Origin of the sequence: Pseudomonas sp. IPO3749 (genome assembly GCF_013386605.1) — a bacterium.
Taxonomy (GTDB): Bacteria; Pseudomonadota; Gammaproteobacteria; order Pseudomonadales; family Pseudomonadaceae; genus Aquipseudomonas; species Aquipseudomonas azotoformans_A.
This window is the reverse complement of the sequence record NZ_JACARN010000022.1, coordinates 54290-73351: the sequence shown is the minus strand read 5'-3', so window position 1 is coordinate 73351 and position 19062 is coordinate 54290. Positions and strand designations below refer to the sequence as shown.

General features: G+C 61.5%; 19 protein-coding genes. 14 read left to right on the top strand and 5 right to left on the bottom strand.

Annotated elements, in window-relative coordinates; translation table 11 throughout:
* Positions 1-25 precede the first annotated feature (25 nt).
* The 7 genes from HX812_RS11565 to HX812_RS11535 all read left to right on the top strand — a co-directional run bounded on the left by HX812_RS11565 (position 26) and on the right by HX812_RS11535 (position 6489).
* On the top strand, positions 26-994 hold the full coding sequence (locus HX812_RS11565; protein WP_038847781.1) for a GTP 3',8-cyclase MoaA: 969 nt from the start codon (positions 26-28) through the stop codon (positions 992-994).
* 75 nt (positions 995-1069) lie between these two features.
* Positions 1070-1675: a DUF4823 domain-containing protein gene (locus tag HX812_RS11560; RefSeq protein WP_033901260.1), complete on the top strand. Its 606-nt coding sequence runs from the start codon at positions 1070-1072 to the stop codon at positions 1673-1675.
* A 16-nt stretch (positions 1676-1691) separates the two neighbouring features.
* Entirely contained in the window at positions 1692-2252 is a 561-nt protein-coding gene (locus HX812_RS11555) for a DUF1285 domain-containing protein (protein ID WP_016979737.1), read from the top strand.
* A gap of 70 nt (positions 2253-2322) precedes the next feature.
* Complete coding sequence (locus HX812_RS11550) at positions 2323-3036, top strand: GntR family transcriptional regulator (RefSeq protein ID WP_033901258.1); 714 nt, start codon at positions 2323-2325, stop codon at positions 3034-3036.
* A complete protein-coding gene (locus tag HX812_RS11545; RefSeq protein WP_038847778.1) occupies positions 3033-4034 on the top strand; it encodes an ADP-ribosylglycohydrolase family protein in 1002 nt (333 codons plus the stop codon). Before HX812_RS11550 ends, HX812_RS11545 begins: the two co-directional genes overlap by 4 nt.
* A gap of 78 nt (positions 4035-4112) precedes the next feature.
* The gene (locus HX812_RS11540) at positions 4113-5579 is read left to right on the top strand and encodes a cytosine permease (protein WP_038847776.1); all 1467 of its coding nucleotides are present in this window, start codon (positions 4113-4115) and stop codon (positions 5577-5579) included.
* The gene (locus HX812_RS11535) at positions 5572-6489 is read left to right on the top strand and encodes a PfkB family carbohydrate kinase (protein WP_177128279.1); all 918 of its coding nucleotides are present in this window, start codon (positions 5572-5574) and stop codon (positions 6487-6489) included. Before HX812_RS11540 ends, HX812_RS11535 begins: the two co-directional genes overlap by 8 nt.
* 122 nt (positions 6490-6611) lie before the next feature.
* Here the strand turns inward: HX812_RS11535 and HX812_RS11530 are convergent, their stop codons facing one another.
* The 3 genes from HX812_RS11530 to HX812_RS11520 all read right to left on the bottom strand — a co-directional run bounded on the left by HX812_RS11530 (position 6612) and on the right by HX812_RS11520 (position 8535).
* Positions 6612-6875, bottom strand: coding sequence for a hypothetical protein (locus HX812_RS11530; RefSeq protein ID WP_033901254.1), 264 nt, complete (start codon positions 6873-6875; stop codon positions 6612-6614).
* A 51-nt stretch (positions 6876-6926) separates the two neighbouring features.
* Positions 6927-7259 (bottom strand): hypothetical protein, encoded by a 333-nt coding sequence (locus HX812_RS11525; RefSeq protein WP_038850345.1) that lies wholly within the window; start codon positions 7257-7259, stop codon positions 6927-6929.
* Positions 7260-7344: 85 nt separating this feature from the next.
* Positions 7345-8535 carry an MFS transporter gene (locus HX812_RS11520; protein ID WP_038850346.1) on the bottom strand — a complete coding sequence of 397 codons (1191 nt, stop codon included), beginning with the start codon at positions 8533-8535 and terminating at the stop codon, positions 7345-7347.
* A gap of 184 nt (positions 8536-8719) precedes the next feature.
* On the opposite strand from HX812_RS11520, the gene HX812_RS11515 reads away from it, so the two are divergent.
* The 6 genes from HX812_RS11515 (at position 8720) to HX812_RS11490 (ending at position 14657) form a co-directional block, all read left to right on the top strand.
* A complete protein-coding gene (locus tag HX812_RS11515; protein ID WP_010208407.1) occupies positions 8720-9199 on the top strand; it encodes a GNAT family N-acetyltransferase in 480 nt (159 codons plus the stop codon).
* A gap of 157 nt (positions 9200-9356) precedes the next feature.
* Entirely contained in the window at positions 9357-10178 is an 822-nt protein-coding gene (locus HX812_RS11510; protein WP_038850347.1) for an SDR family oxidoreductase, read from the top strand.
* 32 nt (positions 10179-10210) lie between these two features.
* On the top strand, positions 10211-11191 hold the full coding sequence (locus tag HX812_RS11505; protein WP_033901250.1) for a substrate-binding domain-containing protein: 981 nt from the start codon (positions 10211-10213) through the stop codon (positions 11189-11191).
* The gene (gene araG, locus HX812_RS11500) at positions 11188-12687 is read left to right on the top strand and encodes an L-arabinose ABC transporter ATP-binding protein AraG (RefSeq protein ID WP_038850348.1); all 1500 of its coding nucleotides are present in this window, start codon (positions 11188-11190) and stop codon (positions 12685-12687) included. The genes HX812_RS11505 and araG overlap by 4 nt, the downstream gene beginning before the upstream one ends.
* A 17-nt stretch (positions 12688-12704) precedes the next feature.
* The gene (gene araH / locus HX812_RS11495) at positions 12705-13670 is read left to right on the top strand and encodes an L-arabinose ABC transporter permease AraH (protein WP_038850349.1); all 966 of its coding nucleotides are present in this window, start codon (positions 12705-12707) and stop codon (positions 13668-13670) included.
* Between the two features lie 183 nt (positions 13671-13853).
* A complete protein-coding gene (locus tag HX812_RS11490; RefSeq protein ID WP_016979999.1) occupies positions 13854-14657 on the top strand; it encodes an IclR family transcriptional regulator in 804 nt (267 codons plus the stop codon).
* On the opposite strand, the gene HX812_RS11485 is transcribed toward HX812_RS11490, so the two are convergent.
* Positions 14658-15710, bottom strand: coding sequence for an NAD(P)-dependent alcohol dehydrogenase (locus tag HX812_RS11485; RefSeq protein ID WP_038847048.1), 1053 nt, complete (start codon positions 15708-15710; stop codon positions 14658-14660).
* A 181-nt stretch (positions 15711-15891) separates the two neighbouring features.
* Here HX812_RS11485 and HX812_RS11480 point away from each other — a divergent pair, with 181 nt between their 5' ends.
* Entirely contained in the window at positions 15892-16785 is an 894-nt protein-coding gene (locus HX812_RS11480; protein ID WP_038847050.1) for an AraC family transcriptional regulator, read from the top strand.
* Positions 16786-16978: 193 nt separating this feature from the next.
* Here the strand turns inward: HX812_RS11480 and HX812_RS11475 are convergent, their stop codons facing one another.
* Positions 16979-18643, bottom strand: a complete 1665-nt coding sequence (locus tag HX812_RS11475; protein WP_038847053.1) for an electron transfer flavoprotein-ubiquinone oxidoreductase — start codon at positions 18641-18643, stop codon at positions 16979-16981.
* Positions 18644-19062 lie beyond the last annotated feature (419 nt).

Below are 19062 nucleotides of genomic sequence, written 5' to 3'. Positions count from 1 at the left end.
GAATCATCCTCTGCCGGAGTGATCCATGATCGTTGATCGTCAAGGCAGGCGTTTTCGCAATTTGCGGATCAGCCTGACCTCAGCCTGCAATTACGCGTGTACCTACTGCGTGCCCAACGGCAAGCGGCTGGTGGCTGCCCAGGACGAACTCTCGGCCGAGGCCATGGCTCGTGGCGTGGCTTACCTGATCGAGGCAGCCGGCATCGACCGCCTGCGCATCACCGGCGGTGAACCGCTGGTCAGTCCCAAGCTGGAAGCCTTCATGGGTGCCGTCGGGCAAATGGGCTTGAGTGACATCAGCCTGACCACCAATGGTCAACTGCTCGCGCGCAAACTGCCGCTGTTGGTGGACGCCGGGATCAAACGCATCAACGTCTCCCTCGATACTCTGGATGCGGACGCCTTCCGCAGCATCGCCCGTGGCGGCGACCTGGCCACCGTGCTCGACGGCATGGACCAGGCCCGCACCGCCGGAATCAAGATCAAGGTCAACATGGTGCCATTGCGCGGCCAGAACCTCGACCAGGTGATGCCGCTGCTCGAGTACTGCCTGGAGCGGGGTTATGAACTGCGCTTTATCGAGCTGATGCGCATGGGCCACCTGGCCAAGGACTCCAACGCATTCCTGCAGCAATTTGTCAGCCTGCAACAACTGCTCGGCCTGATCGGTGAACAGCATGAATACCTGCAAGCCAGTGCGCCCATTGACGCGACGGCGGTGCGTTATGAAATACCCGGCAAGGGCTATTTCGGCGTCATCGCCAACGAAAGCGTGCCGTTCTGCCGGACCTGCTCGCGGTTGCGGTTGTCGTCCACGGGGTGGCTGCACGGTTGCCTGTCGTCGAGTAACCGCCACTATGTCGGCGACCTGCTGGACAAGCCTCGCCATCAAGCATTGCCGGCGCTGCAGGGCTTGTTGATGAAGGCGTTGGGCGATAAACAGGAAGTTGCCTTCTCCGGTGGCGCGACCATCATGAAGATCATCGGCGGCTAGTGTTCCAAGCTGGCGCAGAACCTGCATCTCACGCCCATTCGCCGGTTTTCCGTCACCGGCTTCTGGAGGATTAGGATGCGTAGTCTGGTTTTGTTGCTGGCGTCGTTGACGCTGAGTGGTTGCATGACCGTCAGCGATATGGCCGAAGGCACCCGCTATCAGATGAGCGATGCCGGTTTGCTGGATCACAGCGATACCCGTCGCACCGCCTCGGTTCGCATACAGCCGGACTCATTCGTATTTATCGCCCAAGGCGCCTTTGTGCCGCCGGGCAGCGCTTATCCGCGTCCAAACGTGGTGGCCGAGGAAGCCTTCAACGGCTTTATCGAGTATTTCCCCATGGTGCGTCGCGCCCGTCAGCCGGAAGGCCTGGAGCAGGCAATGTCCGAAGCCCGCGCGGCCGGTGCTCACTACCTGCTGTACTGCCGTTTCGCCAAGGCGGATGACCGTATCGGCAACGCCGATGAGTGGGCCGACCAGGAAGCCCTCGACCGTGTCGGGTTGGACAGCGGCGTCATCCAGATCATGTTGATCGAGACCAGCACCCAGTATTTGATTGATACTGCACGTATTCGCAGTCGTGGCGGTTTACTGACGTTCCACGACAACAAGCCAGAAGATCTGATTGCCCGCCCGCTGCGCCAGTACGCTCGCAGTCTGCTGGGCATGAGTGATCAATAAGCACCAGGAGAACCCCATGACCGATTCCGCCAAGGCCAACGATCTGTTGGCCCAACTGCCCAAAGGCAAGGGGCCGGCGCCGGTACATCTGTGGAACCCGGACTTCTGCGGCAACATCGACATGCGCATCGCGCGCGACGGCACCTGGTTCTACCAGGGCACGCCGATCGGGCGTAAGCCTATGGTGAAACTGTTCTCCAACATCATTCGCCGCGATGGCGATGATTACTTCCTGGTCACTCCCGTGGAAAAGGTCGGCATCAGCGTCGATGATGCGCCGTTCGTGGCGGTAACGCTGGAGGTCGAAGGGCAGGGCGAAAGCCAGGTGCTGCGCTTTACCACCAACGTGGACGATCAGATCGAAGCGGGCCTTGAACACCCCTTGCGGGTGGTGATCGACCCAGTCACCCAGGAACCTGCGCCCTATCTGCGGGTGCGCACCAACCTCGAAGCCCTGGTGCATCGCAATGCGTTCTACCAATTGGTGGAGCTGGCGGTGAGCCGTCCGATCAACGGTCAGAACTGGCTGGGCGTCTGGAGCGGCGGCGAGTTTTTCCGTATCGGCCTGGAGCCCTGAGGCCGGTTTTTTCATCTCCCTGAAATAATTCGCTTGCTGCAAACGGCCGCTTTCGGTTATCAATTTGTACATGATTAGACATGTCCGATTTGATAAGAAAAAACGCGTCGTCGACGAGCTCATCCGCCGTATCGAGGGTGGGGTGATGGCCGACGGTTTCCTGTTGCCGGGCGAGCACCAACTGGCCGAAGAGTTTGCGGTCAGCCGTGGCACCCTGCGCGAAGCCCTCGCCGAGCTCAAGCGACGTAACTACATCGCGACCCAGAGCGGCGTCGGCTCCATCGTCACCTTTGACGGCATGGTGCTCGACCAACGCAGCGGTTGGGCGCAGGCCCTGGCCGACACAGGCGCGCGAGTGAACACCGACATCCTGCGCCTGGAAGCGGTGACCCGTCCCGACCTGTTCAGTCGTTTCGGCAGTGACCAATTCATTGCCCTGGATCGCCGTCGCCGCACCACCGACGGCACGGCAGTCTCGCTGGAACGCTCGTTGATGCCTGCATCTGGCGGCCTGGAAAGCTTGCCTAAAGTCGGCCTGATCGATAATTCCCTGACCATCACCCTGGCCGCCTACGGTTACGTCGGCGCCGAAGGTGATCAGTGGATCGGCGCCGAACCCCTCAGCGACGAAGACGCCGAATTGCTCGGCCGCCCTGCGGGCACGGTGTTTCTCAAGGCCTCACGGACCACCTACGACCGCCGTGAGCGTTTCATGGAGCATGTCGAAAGCTTGCTCGACCCGCTGCACTTTCGCCTGCACCTTCAGTTTGGAAACCCGAAATGACCCCGCACACTCGCGCCCTGGGCGCTTTCTACGGCTTGGCGTTGGGCGATGCCCTGGGCATGCCGACCCAGTCCTTGAGCCGCGAGCAGGTCCGCGCGCGTTTCGGTGCCATCACTGGCCTGGAAGACGCCGACGCCGACCAGCCGATTGCGCCGAACATGCCCGCCGGTTCCATCACCGATGACACCGAGCAGGCGATTCTGGTGGGCGAGTTGCTGGTGGAAGGGCAGGGCGTGATCGAGCCGACGGTGCTCGCCCAGCGTTTGATCGACTGGGAAGCGGTGATGCGCGCCAAGGGCTCGCAGGATCTGCTCGGCCCGTCCACCAAGCGTGCGATCGACATGATTCTCGCCGGTCACACCCCTGAAGAGTCCGGTCGGTATGGCACCACTAACGGCGCTGCGATGCGCATCACCCCGGTGGGGATCGCCGCCGACGTCAGCGACCCGGCGCGGTTTATTCAGGCGGTGATCCAGGCCTGCCAGGTTACCCATAACACCACCCTGGGGATTTCCAGCGCGGCGGCGGTGGCGGCGGTGGTCTCGGCCGGCATCAACGGCGTGGACCTGGGCGAAGCACTGAACATCGGCACCCAGATTGCCCAGCAAGCGGAAGGCCACGGTCACTGGATTGCCGGCGGGCGTATTTCCACGCGCATCAGTTGGGCGCGCACCTTGAGCGTCGGCAGCGGCGACAAAGCCCTGTTCGCCGACTTGTTGTACGAATTGATCGGCACCTCCGTCGCCTCCCAGGAGTCAGTGGTGGTCTCGTTCGCCCTGGCCCAGCAAGTGGCGGTGGGCGAGTTGAACGCCCTCGAAGCGCTGTGTCTGGCCGCCAGCCTTGGCGGCGACACTGACACCATTGCCGCCATTCTCGGCGCCATGCTGGGCGCGTGCCTGGGCCTGCAGTGCTGGCCTGAGGCGATGATCGAACAGGTCAAGCAGGTCAATGGCCTGGAGTTGCAGCCGCTGGTTCAAGAGCTGTTGAAAATGCGCTGAGTCAGGACGACCGGAAACACGATTCGCTTTGTACCCCTGCCACAACCACAACAATACAGGCACCAGGAGCACCCCCTCATGAGCAGCACCTCTTCCGGCCAAAGTGCCGGGCAATTGGAAACACGCGGCATCGAACCGGTCCCTGAAGGCGAGTGCAACGGGCACCCGCTGCAACTGTTCTGGGTGTGGTTCGCCGCCAACATCAGCATCCTCGGCTTACCGCTCGGCGCCACGTTGGTGGCGTTTCGCGGCCTGGCGATCTGGCAGGCGATTATCGTGGCGATCCTCGGCGCTGCCGGCTCGTTCGCGGTGGTGGGCATCATCTCCATTGCCGGTCGTCGTGGACGTGCGCCGAGCCTGACGCTGTCCCGCGCCATCTTCGGTGTGCGTGGCAATATCGGGCCGACGCTGGTGTCATTGATGTCGCGCCTGGGCTGGGAAACCGTCAACACCACCACGGCCGCGTTTGTGCTGCTGTCGTTGTGCTCGATCCTGTTTGGTTCGCCGGTCGAGGCGAAAAGCGCACCGGTGCTGACCCTGATCTTTATCGCGATCTTCGTGCTGCTGACCCTGTCGGTTTCCGGTCTGGGCCACGCCACGTTGCTGGTGATTCAGAAGTGGGCCACCTACGTCTTCGGCGCCTTGAACATCCTGGTGGGCGGCTTCCTCTGCGCCACCATCGATTGGAGCGCGGTGTTCAACGCGACCCCGGCGCCGTTGAGCGCGATGATCATCGGCGTCGGTACCATGGCCGCCGGTACGGGTATCGGTTGGGCGAATGCTGGCGCCGACATGTCGCGCTACCAACACCGCAGCGTCACGGCTGTGCGCCTGGTGGCCTCGGCCGCGTTTGGCGCGGGCATTCCGCTGGTGTTGCTGATCACCCTCGGCGGCCTGCTGTCGGTGGGCAACAACGACCTGGCCTCGGCCACCGACCCGATCGTCGCGATCCGCGACATGCTGCCGACCTGGATGGCGGTGCCGTACCTGATCACCGCGTTTGGTGGCCTGCTGTTGTCCAACAACCTGTCGGTGTACTCGGCGGGCCTGACCACGCTGACGCTGGGGCTGAAGGTCAAGCGCGTGCATGCGGTGATCGTCGACATCGTGGCGATCTTCGCCGGCTCGATCTACTTCATGCTGATCGCCGACAGTTTCTACGGCCCGTTCATCACCTTCATCTCGTTGCTGGCCGTGCCGATTACGGCGTGGGTCGGCATCTTCGTGGTTGACCTGATCCACCGTCACTACTACAGCCCCAAGGACCTGCTGGACGTGAGCCCAAGCAGCGTCTACTGGTATCGCGGCGGTGTGGAATGGCGTGCGTTCGGCGCCTGGGCGGTGGCGATCGTGCTGGGCTTCAGCTTCACCACCATCGGCACCACCGCCGAAAATATCTGGTTCGCCGGGCCTTTGTCCGACTCCTGGCTGGGCCACAATGGTCTGGGCTGGATTGTCACCTTCGTGGTGGCCGGCGGGATTTATGCAGTACTGGGTGGCGCAGCTGACCGTCGCCCGGCTTTGGTAGAGCGTCCTAATGTCTAGATTGCTGCACACAGGCCAAGTCATCGTCGACCTGGTCATGGCCCTCGATACTTTGCCCGCCACCGGCGGCGATGTGCTGGCGCAATCGGCCAGCTTTGAGGCCGGAGGGGGCTTCAATGTGATGGCGGCCGCGCGGCGCAATGGGTTGCCGGTGGTTTACCTCGGCCGTCATGGCAATGGGCGCTTTGGTGACCTGGCCCGTGCGGCGATGCAGGCCGAAGGGGTCGAAATGGCCCAGGCGCCCAGCACCGATAAAGACACCGGTTTGTGTGTCTCGCTGACCGAAGCCACCACCGAGCGCACCTTCATTTCCCATCTCGGCGCTGAAGGTGACTTGAGTGCCGAGGACCTGGCGCGCGTGGTCCCGCAACCGGACGATTACGTGTATGTCAGCGGCTACAGCCTGTTGCTGGAAGGTAAGGCGCAGGCATTGCTCGACTGGCTGCTGGCGCTGCCGCGAGCGATCACCGTGGTGTTCGATCCGGGCCCGTTGGTCAAGGCGCCTGACTCCACGCTGATGGTGGCGTTGCTGCCGCGTATCGATATCTGGACCAGTAATGGCCCGGAAGCCCTGGCCTTTACCGGGGCGGGTACGGTGGCGGATGCGCTGGTCGATCTCAATCGTCACCTGCCCGTGGAGGCCTTGCTGGTGGTGCGGGATGGACCGAATGGTTGCTGGGTCAGCCGCAATGGCCAGGCGCAGCATGTGCCGGGGTTCAAGGTGAAGGCGGTGGACAGCAATGGCGCGGGGGATGCCCATGCGGGGGTGTTTATTGCAGGGTTGGCGAATGGCCTGGCACCCGCTCAAGCGGCACGTCGTGCCAATGCGGCAGCGGCGTTGGCGGTGACACGCTGGGGGCCAGCAACCTCACCCGGCACTGCGGAGGTCGATGCTCTACTCGCTGGCTGAATGCGGACAAAACTGTGGGAGCGGGCTTGCTCGCGAAGGCGGAGTGTCAGGCAAAGATTTGCCACTGATACTCCGCCTTCGCGAGCAAGCCCGCTCCCACATTTTGTTTTGTATGAGGGCTGTTAGAGCGTTTCAGACTCCAACTTACGCGCCTCATCCACCCCGGACGCCGTCAGCTTGATCGGCAGATTCAACGCATACTCACCGGCCGCGTCAGTGGTCACATGCCCATCCTTGATCAACCCACGGTCCTGCAGGAATGCCAAGACACTGGCCACCTCTTTTTCGCCGCGGTAGTTATCCAGCACCTCCTTGCCCAGCCCTTGCGGATGAGCGTGCAGCAGGCGGGTGAGGACTTCTTTCTCAAGGTTTCTATCGACGTTCATGCGTACCTCTTCACTGGGAAATGATCGGGTGTTCGTCTTGCGTTCGATGGATCAAGGCGCAGGTTGTTTCGGCGCACCTGGGACGTTGGAGTCATCGCCCTTGTTGATATTGGGCTGATTGACCGCCGGGCCCATTTTGCCGTTACCGACGGCGGCAGGCGCTTGGCGCTGGTTATCGTTGCCTTGGGTGCGCGGGTCAGCGCCGGGCTCAATGACCGCGCCACCATTGGTGTCCATGCCGGTACCCATGGATTTCTGCGACTCAGTGGTGGCATTCGGCGTTGGATCGGTTGGCCCGGTGGTCGAGCTGGCGGCAAAGGCGCTCAGCGACGCAGCAGACAACAGGCCCGTGAGGGCGAGGGCAGCAAACTTGGAATTTTTCATGAGGATGTCTCCATATGATTAATGTCCTTACCCTCTATTGGTCAGCCCGGCCTTGGTGTTCGTGCCTGGGTGGCGACGAACGGTCTTAGCTCACCTGTAAGATTTTGTGTGCCGAGGCCCGCCGCCAGACCAGCCTGGCGACGCTGATCAACCAATTGATCAACGCCACTGCCGTCACACTCAGCAGCAGCGATTGCAGGCCATATTCGACGATGATCCGCCCGGCCAGCAGCGGGAAACCGAATACCCCGACGAAGTACCCAAGGCTGAACAGCAGCAACGCCTGGGACGTGGTGCCGAAGGGCGCTTCATTGGCCACCAGTCCGTTGATCACCGAGTACGTCAGCCCATAACCCACGCCCAGGGTGATGGCGGCGAGCAGGTAGCTGAAGGTCCCCGATACCGTGAAGCCGAACATCAACACCGACACCAGCATCAGCCCCGACAACACGCACGCCGAGCGATAGGCATCCCGCTTGACGACAAGCCCTGCAATCAACAAACGGCTGGTAATTGCCGCGCTCAGGAAACCCAGGAAGAACAGCGAATAGTCCAACGAATGCGCCGCTGCATAGCTGGTCTGGAACGAGGACAACCCACCGAACACACAACCGCCCAGGCCGACCATGATGATCGCGAACACAGCCTTCGATGACAGCACCTGGCGCGTGGCACGCCAGGAGATTTTTGCCACTGCTGCGTCTTGCTTGAGATGAGCGCCCAGTCGCCAGAACATCACCACACCGACAAGGCTGGCGCAGGCCGCGATGTAGAACGCGCTGGTCAGCGGCAGCCCCAACGCGCTCGCCGCGCGGCCGAGCAAGGGGCCGGCCCCTATTCCGCTCATCATGCTGCCGGACAACAAAGCAAAATACTTCGCCCGCTGTTGCGGTTCTACCAGCAGGGCCACGATGACCGGCCCCAAGGTATAGAACACTCCCCAACCGAGCCCCAGCGCCAGGCCAAACCCCATCAAGCCCTGGCCGAACCCAGGCATCAGTGCAAAACCCAGGCACGCCACCACCAACAGCAGGCCCATTCCCGCAATCGCCCGCGCCGCGCCCAGCGCATCGGCCAAATGCCCGGAGACCACCACGGCCACAAAGGTGCTGAGCATTGCCATGGAGATCACACTGCCGGCATCGTGCTCGTTGCCGCCGCGCGTATGAATCAGCAACGACAACAGAAAGGTCGAGCCGTAAGACAGCGACAATAGAAAACTGGCAAGGCAAAACAGGGCGAACAACGGCGTGCTCACTGCAGATTTGGAATGCATGGGATGGCCTGGAAGTCATTGGCGTTATGCCGGACGTTTTACCATGCACCGCTTGGCCGATTGTTGTGGGGTTGCTGGTGCCAGCGTTACCTGTGGGCGGAGTAAGGGCACGTGGTGAAATTGCACTGCAATCCGTCACGAAAGCGCCTTAGTATGTGTGCTTTGAAATTGCCAAGGCTCGCCCATGACCATCGAGATTCGCCCCGCCGTGCCCAGCGATGCTGCGCAAATCCTGACCTTCATCACGGAGCTGGCTGAGTACGAAAAAGCCCGGCACGAAGTGATCGCCAGTGTGGTGGACATCGAGCGCAGCCTGTTCAGCGAGGGCGCCACCGCCCATGGCCTGATCTGCTTGCGCGACGGCTTGCCGATTGGTTTTGCAGTGTTCTTCTTCAGCTATTCCACCTGGTTGGGCAGCAACTGCCTGTATCTGGAAGACCTTTACATCAACCCGGAACAGCGCGGTGGCGGGGCGGGCAAGAAGCTGCTGCGCCACTTGGCGAAGATCGCCTTTGATAACGGTTGCGGGCGCTTTGAGTGGAGCGTGCTGGACTGGAACGAACCGGCGATTGCCTTCTACAAATCCATCGGCGCCCAGCCCCAGGAAGAGTGGGTGCGCTACCGCATGGAAGGCGACGCACTGCGCGACTTCGCCCTCGGCTGACGGAGAAGGCCCTACAAATAACCGGCGACGATTCGCCGGTTTTTTTATTTTAATGCTCATTATATGGGATGCAAATTTATATATTGAGATATTTCAAATGATGGGTTTATAGTCGGCTGCATCAGCACTCACTACCAAAAATAAAACAGGTGAAGCGATGCAGGCACAACCCTTGTCACTCCCCGCCGTGCCCGAGCCCACCTACGGCGAGCGGCTCAAAGGCAAAGTGGTGATCATCACCGGCGCCGCCCAAGGCATTGGCGAGGCGATCGTCGCGTGTTTCCAGGCGCAGCAGGCGCGGTTGATCATCGCCGATATCCAGGGCGAAAAAGTCGAGAAGGTCGCCGCCCACTGGCGTGAGCGCGGCGCCGACGTCTACGCGCAGGCCGTCGACATCACCTCGAAAGATCAATGGCAGGCGCTGGTAAACCTGGCCATCGAGCGCTTCGGTCGGGTGGATGTGCTGGTCAACTGCGCCGGGGTCAATGTGTTCCGCGACCCGCTGGAAATGACCGACGAAGACTGGCGCCGCTGCTTCGCCATCGACCTCGACGGTGCCTGGTTCGGCTGCCGCGCGGTGTTGCCGCACATGATCGAGCAGGGCATCGGCAACATCATCAACATTGCGTCCACCCATTCCAGCCACATCATCCCCGGCTGCTTTCCCTATCCCGTGGCCAAGCACGGCCTGCTCGGCCTGACCCGCGCCCTCGGCATCGAATACGCGCCCAAAGGCATCCGCGTGAACGCCATCGCGCCGGGCTACATCGAAACCCAGCTCAACGTCGACTACTGGAACGGTTTCGCCGACCCCCACGCTGAGCGTCAGCGCGCGTTCGACCTGCACCCGCCCAAGCGCATCGGCCAGCCGGTGGAGGTGGCGATGTCGGCACTGTTCCTGGCGACTGACGAGGCGCCCTTTATCAATGCAACCTGCCTGATGATCGATGGCGGGCGTTCTGTGATGTACCACGACTAAAGCGTTTTCCAATAACAAGAAGGAGGTGGTCCATGTTCAAGAAGACTCTAGGCACCCTGGCGCTGGCAATGGCGTTCAGCAGCGTGGCGCTCGCCGAGGAAGTGAAGATCGGCTTCCTGGTCAAGCAGGCCGAAGAACCCTGGTTCCAGACCGAATGGGCCTTCGCCGAAAAAGCCGGCAAGGACCAGGGTTTCACCGTCATAAAGATCGCCGTGCCGGACGGTGAAAAAACCTTGTCGGCCATCGACACCCTGGCCGCCAATGGCGCCAAGGGCTTCGTGATCTGCCCGCCGGACGTGTCCCTCGGCCCGGCGATCATGGCCAAGGCCAAGCTCAATAACCTCAAAGTGCTGGCGGTGGACGATCGTTTCGTCGACGCCAAGGGCAAGCCCATGGAAGACGTGCCTTACGTCGGCCTGGATGCCTACAAGATCGGCCAGAAACAAGGCGAAGCCATGGCCGCCGAAGCCAAGCATCGCAACTGGGACTGGAAAGAAACCTACGCCGTCATCAACACCTTCGATGAGCTGGAAACCGGCAAGAAACGCACCGACGGTTCGGTCGAAGGCCTCAAGGCTGCCGGCTTGCCCGCCGACCACATCCTGTTCAGCGCGCAGAAAACCCTCGACGTACCGGGCAGCATGGACGCCACCAACTCGGCCCTGGTGAAACTGCCCAGTGGCGCGAAAAACCTGATCATTGGCGGCATGAACGACAGCACCGTACTGGGCGGCGTGCGCGCCACCGAAAGCGCTGGTTTCAAGGCAGCGAACGTGATCGGCGTGGGTATCAACGGCACCGATGCGATTGAAGAGCTGAAGAAAACCGACACCGGCTTTTACGGCTCGATGCTGCTGAGCCCTGACGCCTCCGGCTATAAAACCGCCAGCGCCATGTTCGAGTGGGTCACCAAGGGCACCGAGCCTGCCAAGTTCACCGCGTTGGACAACGTGACCCTGATCACCCGCGCCAACTTCAAGGAAGAGTTAAGCAAAATCGGGCTGTGGAAATGACCGGCGCGGCTCTGCGCTTCAACGGCATCGGCAAGGAATTTCCCGGTGTGAAAGCCCTGGCGCAGATCAGCTTTGAAGCGCGGCCGCGCGAGGTGCATGCGCTGATGGGCGAGAACGGCGCGGGTAAGTCGACGCTGCTGAAGATCCTCGGCGGTGCTTACTTGCCGAGCAGTGGTTCGCTGCAGATCGGCGAGCAGACCATGGACTTCAAGTCGGCCGCCGACAGCATTGCCAGCGGTGTGGCGGTGATCCACCAGGAGCTGCACCTGGTGCCGGAAATGACCGTGGCCGAGAACCTGTTCCTTGGGCATTTGCCGACGCGTTTCGGGGTGGTCAACCGCAGCCAGTTGCGCAAGCAAGCGTTGGCCTGCCTCAAAGGCCTGGCGGATGAAATCGACCCGGACGAAAAGCTCGGTCGCCTGTCCCTCGGTCAGCGCCAGCTGGTGGAAATCGCCAAGGCGTTGTCCCGTGGCGCCCATGTGATTGCCTTCGACGAACCCACCAGCAGCTTGTCGGCGCGGGAGATCGACCGCTTGATGGCGATCATCACCCGCCTGCGCGATGAGGGCAAAGTCGTGCTCTATGTGTCGCACCGTATGGAAGAAGTGTTCCGCATCTGCAACGCGGTGACGGTGTTCAAGGACGGCCGTTATGTGCGCACTTTCGATGACATGAATGCGCTGACTCACGACCAGTTGGTGACCTGCATGGTCGGTCGCGATATCCAGGATATCTACGATTACCGGCCACGGGAACAGGGCGAAGTGGCGCTGAAGGTTGAGGGCTTGCTCGGGCCGGGCCTGCGTGAGCCGGTCAATCTGCAGGTACACAAGGGCGAGATTCTTGGCCTGTTCGGACTGGTCGGTGCAGGGCGTACGGAGCTGTTTCGGCTGCTCAGCGGGTTGACCCGCAGCACCGCCGGTAGCCTTGAACTCTGCGGGCAAACGCTGCGCTTGCAGTCACCCCGTGACGCCATCGCAGCCGGTGTGCTGCTGTGCCCGGAAGACCGCAAGAAGGAGGGCATTATTCCGCTGTCCAGCGTGGCCGAGAACATCAACATCAGCGCGCGGGGCGCCCATTCCACCTTTGGTTGGCTGCTGCGAGACGGCTGGGAAACGGCCAACGCCGACCGGCAGATCAAGGCGATGAAGGTCAAGACGCCCAACGCCGAACAGAAAATCATGTACCTCTCCGGCGGCAACCAGCAGAAGGCCATTCTCGGCCGCTGGCTGTCGATGCCGATGAAGGTGCTGCTGTTGGACGAGCCGACCCGTGGCATCGACATCGGCGCCAAGTCGGAGATCTACCAGATCATCCACAACCTCGCCGCCAGCGGTATTGCGGTGATCGTGGTGTCCAGCGACCTGATGGAAGTCATGGGCATCAGCGACCGCATCCTGGTGATGAGCGAAGGCGCCCTGACCGGCGAACTCACCCGCGACCAAGCGGATGAGGCTCGGCTGTTGCAACTGGCTCTCCCGCGTTCGCGGGCTTGAAGAATTCGAGGTGAATGATGTCTGAGGTAAAAACTGCAAAGGGCTTCTGGCCGGGTTTCAACCAGCGTAAGTTCCTCGATGACTGGGTGATGCTGCTCGCCGCGTTGGGCATCTTTGTGCTCAGCGCGTTGTTTATCGATAACTTCCTTTCGCCGCTGAACATGCGCGGGTTGGGCCTGGCGATTTCTACCGTGGGTATTGCGGCGTGCACCATGCTGTTCTGCCTGGCGTCGGGGCACTTCGACTTGTCGGTGGGCTCGGTGATCGCCTGTGCTGGCGTGGTTGCGGGCATTGTGATCCGCGACACCGACAGCGTGGTGCTCGGCGTGTCCGCCGCGTTGGCAATGGGCCTGGTGGTGGGGCTGATCAACGGCATTGTCATCGCCAAGCTGCGCATCAACGCGTTGATTGCGACCTTGGCGACCATGCAGATCGTACGCGGCCTGGCGTACATCTTTTCCAACGGCAAGGCCGTCGGCGTGATGGACGAAGGTTTCTTCGTGTTCGGCAACGGCCAGCTGATGGGTGTGCCGGTGCCGATCATCATCACTGTGCTGTGCTTTGTGTTCTTTGGCTGGCTGCTGAACTACACCACCTACGGGCGCAACACCATGGCCATCGGCGGTAACCAGGAAGCGGCGTTGCTGGCCGGGGTGAACGTTGATCGCACCAAGATCATCATCTTTGCCGTGCACGGCTTGATCGGCGCCCTGGCCGGGGTGATCCTCGCCTCGCGCATGACCTCGGGCCAGCCGATGATTGGGCAAGGTTTTGAGCTGACCGTGATCTCGGCGTGTGTACTGGGCGGGGTGTCGCTGAGCGGCGGCATCGGCATGATCCGTCACGTGATTGCCGGGGTGCTGATTTTGGCGATCATCGAGAATGCGATGAACCTGAAGAACATCGACACCTTTTACCAGTATGTGATCCGGGGTTCGATCCTGCTTCTTGCGGTCATCATCGATCGCATGAAACAGCGCTAGGAAGAACACCGCCTAACCCCTGTGGGAGCGGGCTTGCTCGCGAATGCGGTGCTTTAGTAAGTACATCTTTGACTGACACACCGCCTTCGCGAGCAAGCCCGCTCCCACATTTGGATCTCCACTGTATTGAGGTCCGTGATTTGCCATAATGGCGCCGTTTTCGTACTCCCCAATAGGCCCGATATGCAGGAAAACGCCCACACCCCCGTCAAAGACGCCGCGCCCACCGGCACCCAGACCCTGCTGCGTGGCCTGGGCGTGGTGCAAGCGGTGGCGGCCGGTGCGCGGGATCTGAAAGAGATCGCCAAGCGCATCGGCACCACCCGCAGCACCACCCACCGCCTGGCCAGTTGCCTGGTGGAAGAGCGTTACCTGCGGGTGGTGCCACAGGTCGGTTACCTGCTGGGGCCGAAGTTGATCGAGCTGGGTTTCCAGGCACGGGAAGAGCTGCCGCTGGTGACTCTGGCGATCCCCTATCTGGATGAATTGTCGGCGCTGACCGGCGACACCATCCACTTGGCCATCCGCGAATACGACGACGTGCTGTACCTGCACAAGAACCCCGGCCGCAACGGCCCGGAAATGCGCTCACGGGTCGGCCATCGCATGCCGCTGGCACGCACCGGGATCGGCAAGGCCTTGCTGTTGGATGACACGGTCGCAGAGTGGCAGCGCCTGTACGAAGTCAGCCTGCCGGCGGGTGGGAAAAGCCTGCAATGGCCGCAGCACCCGGAGCAATCCTGGGCACAGTTCGAGCAGCGCATGCATGAATACGTGGTGGGCGGTTATGCGTTCGACCTGGAAGACAACGAACCGTCGATCCGTTGTGTGGCCGCTCCGGTGCGCGATGCCAGCCGGCGCATCGTCGCCGGCATCAGCATCGCCAGTACCGTGCCCTACATGCCGCTGGAGAAAATGGCCGAGCTGATTCCTGTGGTCAAACAGGTCGCAGCCCGGCTGTCGGCGGAGTTGGGCGCGAAGGCCTGATCAGGCCTTCAACGTCGCCATGTCGATGACAAAGCGGTACTTCACGTCGCCGGCGATCATGCGGCTGTAGGCTTCGTTGATATTGCGGATGTCGAGCATTTCGATGTCGCAGGTGATGCCGTGCTCGGCGCAGAAATCCAGGACTTCCTGGGTTTCGGCAATACCACCGATCAACGAACCGGCCAGCACTTTGCGGCCCAGCACCAGCTTGGCGGCGTTGACGGGCGGGTCCACCGGCTCGATCAGGCCGACCAGGATATGCACGCCGTCAAAGCGCAGCACGTCGAGGTAGGGGTTCAGGTCGTGCTGCACAGGGATGGTGTCCAGCAGGAAGTCGAAGCTGCCGGCGGCGGCTTTCATCTGGGCTTCGTCGGTGGACACGATCACGTGATCGGCGCCCTGGCGACGGCCTTCTTCGGCCTTGCTTGCCGAGCGCGTGAACAAGGTCACTTCCGCGCCCATGGCCTTGGCAAACTTGATGCCCATATGGCCGAGGCCGCCCATGCCCAGCACGCCGACTTTATCGCCGGCCTTCACGCCGTAGTGCTTGAGCGGCGAGTAGGTGGTGATGCCAGCACACAGGATCGGCGCGGCGCTGGCCAGGTCAAGCTTGGTCGGGATCTTCACCACGAAATGTTCGCTGACCACGATGCTGTCGGAGTAACCGCCCATGGTGTTGCTGCCATCGACGCGGTCTGGGGTGGCGTAGGTCATGGTCGGGCCTTCGAGGCAGTATTGCTCCAGGTCCGCTTGGCACGCGTCGCAGTGACGGCACGAATCGACCATGCAGCCCACGCCCACCAGGTCACCGACTTTGTGCGCGGTGACGTTGGCACCAATGGCGGTGACCTTGCCGACGATCTCGTGGCCAGGCATCAGTGGGTACACGGCGATGCCCCACTCGTTGCGGGCCTGGTGGATGTCGGAGTGGCAGACGCCGCAGTACAGGATCTCGATGGCCACGTCATCGGCACGCGGGCTGCGGCGCTGGAACGACATGGGGGCGAGGGGAGTGGTGGCCGACTGGGCGGCATAACCGATGGCGGTGTACATGGGGAAACCTCGCAAAAGCAATGACAGGTGAGGCGGCGCATTCTCCGCGCCGGGTCCTGATGCGGCCATGGCGATTGCTCCGAGTCTCATGCCTATTCGTCCGGGAGTGCCCCGTGTTTGGATCCTTGTGACGCCAGACCTGCGATGATGTTCTCATCCCCTTTTCGCGAAGTTTTTTGCCATGCTGCTCACCCGCCATCTCGACGCCAACGCCACACTGGTGTCCTTGATTGAGGGGCTTACGCCCTGCGACGGTTTTTCCCCAACCAACCTGCCCGGCGTGCAAGTGCTGCGCGCCAGTTGCGACGTGGCGCGTGGGCCGCAGATCTATGAACCGAGCCTGATGTTCGTGGCCCAGGGCAGCAAAGTCGCCTACCTCGGGCCGCGTACGCTGGAGTATGGCGCCGGGCATTACCTGATCCAGGCGATGCCGGTGCCGTTCGAATGCGAGACCTTTGCCATGGCCTCCGACGCGCCGTTGTACGGCGTCACGGTGGGCATTGACCGCGTGGTGCTGGGGGAACTGGTCATGGCCATGGGCATTCAGGCCGGGCCGCCACCGACGGCGCAGACGCTGGAGTCGATGAGTTCGGTAATGCTCGATGACGCGATGCGCGGCGCCGTCGAACGCCTGTTGGAATGCCTGCACGATCCGCTGGAAAGCCGGATCATGGGCCCGGCGCGGGTCAGGGAAGTGTTGTTCACCGCGTTGCGGGGCCCGCAGGCGGATGTATTGCGGGCGCTGGTGGAACAGCAGGGGCAGTTTTCGCGGATCGCCACGTCGTTGAATCACTTGCATGCCCATTACGCCGAGCCGCTGAATATCGAGACGCTGGCGGGGTATGCGCACATGAGTGCGTCGACGTTTCATGAGCATTTCAAGCGCTGTACGTTGTTGTCGCCGGTGCAGTACTTGAAGCGTCTGCGCTTGCTCAAGGCCCAGCAACTGTTGCTGGTGGACGGCATGGGTGTGGCGCAGGCGGCGCATAGCGTGGGGTATCAGAGTACGTCGCAGTTCAGTCGGGAATATAAGCGCTATTTCCTGCGCAATCCCGGTGAAGAACGCGCCGCATAATTCCACCAGGCACAACACCGTAAATGTGGGAGCGGGCTTGCTCGCGAATACGGTGGGTCAGCTAACACATTCCTCAACTGACAGGCCGCCTTCGCGAGCAAGCCCGCTCCCACATTTGACCGAGGTGACTGGCTTTTTTCGGGCCACAAAAAAGGCTCCCATCTGGGAGCCTTTTTTTATTCAAGCAGCGGGCTTACATGTTCGGGTAAGTCGGCCCACCCGCACCTTCCGGCGTGACCCAGGTGATGTTCTGCGAAGGGTCCTTGATGTCACAGGTCTTGCAGTGCACGCAGTTCTGGGCGTTGATCTGGAAGCGCTTCTCGCCGTCTTCCTTGGTGATCACTTCATACACGCCGGCCGGGCAGTAGCGCTGCGCCGGTTCATCGTAGAGCGGCAGGTTGGTGCCGATCGGGATGCTCGGGTCTTTCAGCTTCAGGTGGCACGGTTGCTCTTCTTCATGGTTGGTGCTGGAGAGGAACACCGAACTCAGCTTGTCGAAGCTCAGCTTGCCGTCGGGTTTCGGGTAGTCGATCTTCTTGCTGTCCTTGGCCAGCTTGAGGCAGGCGTAGTCCGGCTTGGTGTCGTGCAGGGTGAACGGCATCTTGCCGCCCAGGATGTTCTGGTCGAACCAGTTGAAGCCGGCGCCGATGATCGGGCCGAACTTGTGCATTGCCGGGCCGAAGTTGCGGCTGGCGAACAGTTCTTCGTAGAGCCAGCTGGATTTGAAGCTGTCGACGTAAGCGGTCAGTTCATCACCGCCCTCGGATTCGGCGAACAGGCTGTCGGCCACGGCGTCGGCGGCGAGCATGCCGGACTTCATCGCGGTATGGCTGCCCTTGATCTTGGCGAAGTTCAGGGTGCCGAGGTCGCAACCGATCAATGCGCCACCTTTGAAGACCATCTTCGGCAGCGAGTTCAGGCCGCCTTTGCAGATGGCGCGGGCGCCATAGCTGATGCGCTTGCCGCCTTCCAGGTACTGGGCCAGCACCGGGTGGTGCTTGAGGCGCTGGAACTCATCGAACGGCGACAGGAACGTGTTGCTGTAGGACAGGTCGACGATCAGGCCAACGACTACCTGGTTGTTTTCCAGGTGATAAAGGAACGAGCCACCGGTGTTTTCGGCGCTCATGATGTCCAGCGGCCAACCGGCGGTGTGCACCACCAGGCCAGGTTGGTGCTTGGCGGGGTCGATTTCCCAGATTTCCTTCAGGCCGATGCCGTAGTGCTGGGCGTCGGCGTCGCTGTCCAGGTTGAAGCGCTGGATCAGTTGCTTGCCGATGTGGCCACGGCAACCTTCGGCGAACAGCGTGTACTTGCCGCGCAGTTCCATGCCAGGGGTGTAGACGCCTTCTTTCGGGTTGCCTTCACGGTCGACGCCGAGGTCGCCGGTGATGATCCCGCGCACCACGCCGTTTTCGTCGAACAGCGCTTCCTGGGCGGCGAAGCCTGGGTAGACTTCCACGCCCAGGTTCTCGGCCTGCTGGGCCAGCCAGCGGCACAGGTTGCCCAGGGAGATGATGTAGTTGCCTTCGTTGTGCATGGTCTTGGGCACAAAGAAGTCAGGCACCTTGGTGGAGGCTTCGGGGCTGCGCAGTACATAGATGTCGTCGCGCACCACCGGGGTGTTGAGCGGGGCGCCGAGTTCTTTCCAGTCCGGGAACAGTTCGTTCAGGGCGCGTGGTTCGAACACGGCACCGGAGAGGATATGCGCGCCGACTTCGGAGCCTTTCTCGACCACGCAGACGCTGATTTCCTTACCGGCTTCGGCGGCCTTCTGCTTCAGTCGGCAGGCGGCAGACAGTCCCGCCGGGCCAGCGCCGACGATGACCACGTCGAATTCCATGTATTCGCGTTCCACAGGCTATCTCCTACTCAAGGCTCAACAGGCTTTTTTTTCTAATGGGTGGAGGTTCGGTGTCGTCTTGCGGCAACGGCAAGACCCACCTTTCTCTCTAGGTGGCGCATTATATCTACACCACTGCCAGCGTCCAATACAAACGTTTGTTTGAATTGCCCGCAGGCTAGGTAAATCAAAGTGGTGCGGCTTATGACTGGCTATTTTGCCGTATTGACCAGAATAGGTGTTCCGGTCAATATACGGTCGGTTTTGCGCTAACCGTAGGCAGACTGCAGGTTTCAAGAGCACGTCCAAAAGCAAGACAGGTGGCGCGCGTCCAGACACTGGCGCGCAGTTTACACGCTGCGATAAAGAATGACCTCTCAGTCACCACTGACGAACGGTCATCATTTCCCGTGAGCAAGGTCACCGCCTGCGTT